At 67.7% G+C, this 6,814-nt stretch carries 2 protein-coding genes and 1 pseudogene; all 3 read left to right on the top strand.

Features of this window, described 5'->3' with window-relative positions; all coding sequences use genetic code 11:
• Nucleotides 1–22 precede the first annotated feature (22 nt).
• A pseudogene (locus BMG07_RS38920) lies at nucleotides 23–2,959 on the top strand (Ig-like domain-containing protein); the annotation flags it as partial.
• Nucleotides 2,899–4,266: an Ig-like domain-containing protein gene (locus BMG07_RS38915; protein ID WP_269759840.1), complete on the top strand. Its 1,368-nt coding sequence runs from the start codon at nucleotides 2,899–2,901 to the stop codon at nucleotides 4,264–4,266. The pseudogene BMG07_RS38920 and the gene BMG07_RS38915, both read left to right, overlap by 61 nt.
• Nucleotides 4,236–6,814: Ig-like domain-containing protein (locus tag BMG07_RS38910; RefSeq protein ID WP_307867292.1), on the top strand; the 2,579-nt coding region annotated here is incomplete at its 3' end. The genes BMG07_RS38915 and BMG07_RS38910, both read left to right, overlap by 31 nt.

Genomic DNA, 6,814 nt, shown 5'->3' with positions numbered 1-6,814 from the left:
GGCGGGCAACGTCTCGCCGCAGGTGAACATCGTCGGCGGTGACCACACGGCACCTGTCGCACCGACCGTCATCGGGAACAACGGCACGGGCCTGAGCGGCACGGGCGAGCCCGGCTCGACCGTCACCATCAAGGGTGACGGCGGCCAAGTCACCACCACGGTAGACAAGAACGGCGACTGGAAGATCACGCCGAACCCGGTGGGCGAAGGTCAGACGGGCTCCATCACCGCAACCGACCCGGCAGGCAATGTTTCGCCGCCGGTCAGCGTCGTCGGCGGAGACCATACGGCGCCCGTCGCGCCGACCGTCACCGTGAACAACGGCACCGGCATGGGCGGTACGGGCGAGCCGGGTTCCACTGTCACCGTCATTGACGGCAGTGGCAGCCCGACGACGACCACGGTGGACAAGAACGGCGAATGGAAGATCACACCGAATCCGGTGGCCGAAGGTGAGAAGGGCGCCATCACCGCGATCGACCCGGCAGGCAATGTCTCGCCGCCGGTCAGTGTTGTTGGCGGCGACCACGTGGCGCCCGTCGCGCCGACCGTGGCCCCCACCAACGGCGGTACCGTTTCCGGCACCGCGGAACCCGACAGCATCGTCACCGTCAAGGACGGCAAGGGCCAGGTGATCGGCAGCGCCGTGGCCGACGGCAGTGGGCATTACGACGTCAAGCCGGGCACGCCCTCGAGCGACGGCGACACGCTGAGCGTCGTTTCCACCGACAAGGCTGGCAACCCCAGTACGGCCACCACCGTCACCGTGGACGGCAAGGCCCCGCAAATCAGCGTTGCCTTCACTTCCGACACGAACGGCGACGGGCTGCTCAATGCAGCCGAAGTCAAGGCGGGTGTCGGCGTCAAGGTCACGCTGGTGTCCGGCGCTGCCGTGGGCGATGTCATCACCGTCGCGAGCGGCACCACCACCAAGACCATCACGCTGTCCGCGGACGATGTGACCCGTGGCTCGGTATCGATCGATCTTCCTGCGCCCACGGCAGACGGCCCGTATGTCGTGACCGTGAAGAGCAAGGACCTTGCAGGCAACGAAAGCACGTTCGTTGCGCAATCCGTCGTCGACACAGTCGGCCCGGTCGCTGGCTACAAGGTGGCCGTCGTTTCCTACTACGACAACGTCGAAGCGCAGACTGGCGACTTCGGCCAAGGCACCATCACGAACGACCAGACGCCGTTGCTCAAGGGCACTTCGTCGGGGCTGGTGGCCGGCGATTTCCTGCACATCTACGAGGGAACGACCTTGTTGGGGAACGCCAAGGTCGGGGCCGATGGCACATGGAGCTATCAGCTGGACAAGCTGCCCAACAATGCCGCCCATTCGTTCCACGCCATCGTCGTGGACGCGGCCGGCAACGAGGGGCTGCGGTCCGCCGACTTCTCTTTCACGGTGGCCGCTCCCGAAGGGGACTCGGGCGACTTCGTGGTCGTGATCACGGGGTTCGAAGACAACGTGGCGCCGAACACCGGCATGCTCACGGACGGGAAAACCACCAACGACCCCAAGCCGGTGCTCCACGGCGTGCTCTCGGGTCCGGACCAGGGTGACTACATCCTCATTCACGAGAACGGTGTGTTGCTGGGAACCGCGACGATCCTGGCCGACAAGAAGTCCTGGGAATTCAAGCTCGACACGGTGCCGGACGGCGCCCATACCTACGTTGCGGAACTCCTCAGTGGTGCCGGCGACAAGATCACCGGCTCCGACCCGTTCCAGCTCGTGGTCGACACGCACGCGCCCAGCGCGGCCGACGGCTACAGCGTGGCCATCACGGCCTACACGGACGACGTGCCGCTGGCCACCGGCGACTTCGGCACGGGCACGAGCACCAACGACACGAAGCCGCTGCTCAAGGGCACGGTCGCGGGCCTGGTCAAGGGCGACGAGGTGTACGTCTTCGAGGGCACAGTTCAGGTGGGCAAGGCCGTCCTGAACGGCAATGCATGGACCCTCCAGCTCGCGGACACCAAGCCCGGCCTGCACACCTACAGCGCCACGATCGTCGATGCCGCAGGCAACACAGGCATCACCTCGGCGCCCTTCACGCTCACGGTGGACACCACCGCGCCGGGCGCGCTGGACGCCTCGAAGCTCAACCTGGTCGACAACGAAGGCGCGGTCCAGGGCACCATCAAGCAAGGCGACAAGACCGATGACAGCAAGCCCGAATTCAAGGGCGTTGCCGACCCGTCGGACGTGGCCAGCGTCAACGTGTACGACGGCGACAAGCTGCTCGGCAACGCACCGGTGGACAAGAACGGCAACTGGAGCTTCACGCCCGACCTGCCCCTGGCCCCGGGCGCGCACAACCTCAATGCCCAGCCTGTCGACGCGGCCGGCAATGTCGGCCAGGTCACATCGGGATGGCCGTTCACGCTGCTGGGCGATGCCCCGAAGGCGCCGGCCGTGACCGCCGTGATGAACGACCACGGAAGCCTGGCACCCGGCGCAAGCACGAATGACGGCACGATCCTGCTGCAAGGCACCGGTGAACTCGGCACGGTCGTGACCGTGTACGCCAACGGCAATGCCGTCGGGTCGGGCGTCGTGAGCACCAACGGCACCTGGATCGTTCTGACCAGTCAGCTGACCGGCGACGGCGTCAAGACGCTCAAGGTCACCGCGGTAGACACCCAGGGTCGATCGAGCCCGCAAACGGGCGCCTATGACATCGTGTTGGACACCACGCCCCCGGCCCAGCCGGCCACCGTCGTGGCCACCGACAACCAGGGCGCGGTCAAGGGCACGATCGTCGCGGGCGGCACCACCGACGATGCAATCCCCGCCTTCAGCGGCAGCGGCGCAACGGCGGGCGACATCGTCACGCTGTCCGACGGCGGCACGCGCATCGGGTCCATCGCCGCAGCCGCCGATGGCAGCTGGAGCTTCAAGCCCAGCACGCCGCTGGGCGCGGGCGCGCACAGCATCACGCTGACCCTCACCGACGCGGCCGGCAACACCAGCGTTGCCAGCACGCCGCTGAATTTCAGCGTCGACACCTCCGCGGTCATCGTGAGCATCACCAAGGCCGTCGACAACTTCGGTGCCGTCCAGGGCGACCTGCCTCCGGCACCGCAACCGACGATGCCACCCCCACGCTCGCGGGCACGGCCACCGCCGGCGCTGTCGTCACAGTCAGCGAAGGAACGACCGTCCTGGGCTCGACCACGGCGGGCGCGGACGGCAGCTGGAGCCTCGAGTTGCCCAAGCAAGGCGAAGGCGTTCACACCTACACCGCCACGGCCGTCAACGCCGCCGGCACCAAGGGTGACGCCGCCTTCGGCCTGACCATCGACCCGACGCCGCCGGCTGTTCCCGTGGTCAATGGCACCTTCGAAGACAACGTTGGATTCGTGCAGGGCCCGCAGCCCAGCGGCACGGCCACCGACGACACCACGCCTGGCCTCGGCGGCAGCGGCGGCACGTTCGGCGACGTCATCAAGGTCTACGACAACGGCAGCCTCATCGGCAGCACCGCCGTCGACAAGAACGGCAACTGGAGCTTCACGCCCGTCACGCCGCTGACCGAGGCCGAGCACAAGCTCAGCTTCACGGCCGTCGACCCGGTGGGCAACGAGAGCAAGCCTTCGGCACCCATCGTGGTCAACGTCGACCTCACGGCGCCCAAGGCCAAGGCGACCATCAGCGCCATCAACGAAGACACCGGCTCCAGCAGCACCGACTTCGTTACCAGCGACCAGACGCTGATCATCTCGGCCACCGTGGACGTGGCCTTGGAGGCCGGCGCCAAGGTGCAGGTCTCGCTGGACGACGGCAAGAACTGGCACAACGCCACGCTCGTCAGCGGCAACACCTACAGCTACGACAACAGAGCCAGCGCGCTGCCCGACGGCACCCACAGCTTCCTGGCGCGCGTGGTGGACGCGGCGGGCAACCCCGGCGCGACGACCCGTCAAGCCGTGGTCATCGACAGCGGCAAGCCCACGAGCGACAACGCCGTGGCCATCACGAACTATGCGGACGACGTGGATCCGGTCAAGGGCGACTTCACCTCGGGCACCAGCACCAACGACACCACGCCGCTCCTCAAGGGCACGGTCGCGGGTCTGGTCAATGGCGATGTGGTGCAGGTCTTCGAGGGCACGACCCTGCTGGGCACCGCTCAACTGAGCGGCAGTGCCTGGTCCCTGCAACTTGCAAACACGCCGGCCGCGCGCACACCTACACCGCAAAGATCGTCGATGCGGCCGGGAACGTGGGCACGGCATCGGCCGACTTCAAGCTGACCGTGGACACCACCGCACCGGCCGTGCTGGACGTCTCGAAGCTCGACCTCATCGACGACGAAGGCACGGTCAAGGGCAGCATCGCGAAGGGCGGCAAGACCGACGACAGCAAGCCCGAGTTCAAGGGCGTTGCCAATGCCTCGGAAGTGGCGAGCGTCAACGTGCTCGACAACGGCACGCTGATCGGCAGCGCGGCGGTGAACGCCGACGGTACATGGAGCTTCACGCCCGCGTTGCCGCTGAAGTCCGGCGCGCACAGCCTCACGGCGCAGGCCGTGGACGCGGCCGGCAACGTCGGCGCGGCCACCTCGCCATGGGGCTTCACGCTGCTGGGCGATGCGCCCAAGGCGCCGGCCATCCTCAGCGCAAGCAACGGCACCGCCGACCTGCCGCCGGGCGCCAGCACCAACGACACCACGCCCACCTTCCGCGGCACCGGTGAATCGGGCACCACCGTGACCGTCTACAGCAACGGCACCGCGGTCGCATCGGTCGCGGTTGGCGCCGACGGCACCTGGAGCCTCACCACCGGCACGCTGAGCGGCGACGGCCTCAAGAAGTTCACGGCCGTTGCAGTGGACGAAGCGGGCCGCGCCAGCCCCGCCACGGGCGCCTACGAGATCACGCTCGACACCAAGGCACCGGACCAACCGGCCGTGGTCGCCGCCAAGGACAGCCAGGGCGCGGTTCAAGGCGCGATTGCAGCCGGCGGTACCACCGACGACACCAACCCCGCCTTCAGCGGCACCGGTGCAACGGCGGGCGACACCATCAAGCTGTATGACGGCAAGACCCTCATCGGCACCACCACGCCCAACGCCGACGGCAGCTGGAGCTTCAAGCCCGCCACGCCACTGGGCTCGGGCGCGCACAGCATCACGCTGACGCTCACCGACAAGGCTGGCAACACCAGCGTGCCGAGCGCGCCGCTGGGCTTCACGGTCGACACCTCCAATGTGGTCGTGAGCATCACGAACGCGGTGGACGCCGTCGGCAGCGTCAGGGGCAACCTCGCCTCCGGCGGCGCAACCGACGACACCGCGCCCAAGCTCGAGGGCACGGCCACAGCCGGCGCCACCGTCACGGTCAAGGAAGGTGCGGCCCTGCTCGGCTCGACCACGGCAGGCACCGACGGCAAGTGGAGCTTCGTGCTGCCGAAGCAGGCCGAAGGTCTTCACACCTACACCGCCACGGCCACCAACGCCGCCGGCACCAACGGCACCGCCACCTTTGCGCTGACCATCGACACCACGCCGCCGGCCGCGCCGACGGTCAGCGGTGCGAACGACGACGTCGGTCTGGTGCAAGGCCCGCTGGCAAGCGGCGCCGTCACCGACGACACCACGCCCACCTTCAGCGGCAATGCCCCGGCGGCCAACACCGTCAATGTCTATGACGGTGCCAGCCTGATCGGCAGCGCCGCCGTCGACAAGAGCGGCAACTGGAGCTTCACGCCGAACCCGGCGCTGACGGCGGTCGAGCACAAGATCACCTTCAAGGCCGTCGACGCCGTGGGCAACGAGAGCGCAGCCTCGGCGCCCTTCGTGGTCAACGTGAACCTGACGCCTTCGAGCGTCAAGGCGAGCATCAGCGCAATCGGCGACGACACCGGCACCAGCAGCACCGACTTCATCACCAGTGACAACACGCTGGTCGTGTCGGCCACGGTGGACGCGAAGCTGGAGGCCGGCGCCAAGGTGCAGATCTCGCTGGACAACGGCAAGACCTGGAACGACACCACGCTCGTCGGCACCGCGTACCAGTACGACAACCGCGGCAACACGCTGGCCGACAGCAGCTACACCTTCCAGGCCCGGGTGGTGAACGCCGCGGGCGTTCCCAACACGGCGCAGTCGCAGACCGTGGTCATCGATAGCAAGGGCCCGACATCCGCAGACTACGCAGTGGCCATCACTGCCTACGCGGACGACGCGCAGCCCGTGGTCGGCGACTTCGCATCGGGCACGAGCACCAACGACACCACGCCGGTGCTCAAGGGCACGGTCGCGGGGTTGGTCAACGGCGATGTGGTGAAGGTCTTCGAAGGCACGACCCTGCTGGGGACGGCGCGCGTGGACAGCAACACATGGAGCTTCGCCCTCGCAGAGACGAAGCCCGGCACGCACACCTACGGCGCCAGGATCTTCGACGCAGCAGGGAACGCGGGCAGCGTGTCGAAAGACTTCGTGCTGACGGTGGATGTCGATATGCCGACAGCACCCGTGGTCAACCCGAGCAACGGCAAGACCATCACCGGGACGGCCGAGCCAGGCAGCACCGTGGTCGTCAGCGACGGCGCGGGCAAGGTGATTGGCAGTGCCACCGTGGGTGTCGACGGCAAGTACAGCATCACGCCGGTGAATCCGCCCACCGATGGCGCGGCGCTGAACGCCGTCGCGACAGACAAGGTCGGCAACTCCAGCCCGAAGACCAACTTCACCGTGGACGCCAAGGCGCCGACGGCACCTGTGGTCGATGCGAGCAACGGCAAGACCATCATCGGCACGGCCGAGCCTGGCAGCACCGTGGTCGTCAAGGACAGCGCGGA

Source organism: Variovorax sp. E3 (assembly GCF_016082275.1).
Lineage (GTDB): Bacteria > Pseudomonadota > Gammaproteobacteria > Burkholderiales > Burkholderiaceae_C > Variovorax.
Note: the sequence above shows the minus strand (reverse complement) of the source record. Positions and strands in the feature narration are given on the sequence as shown.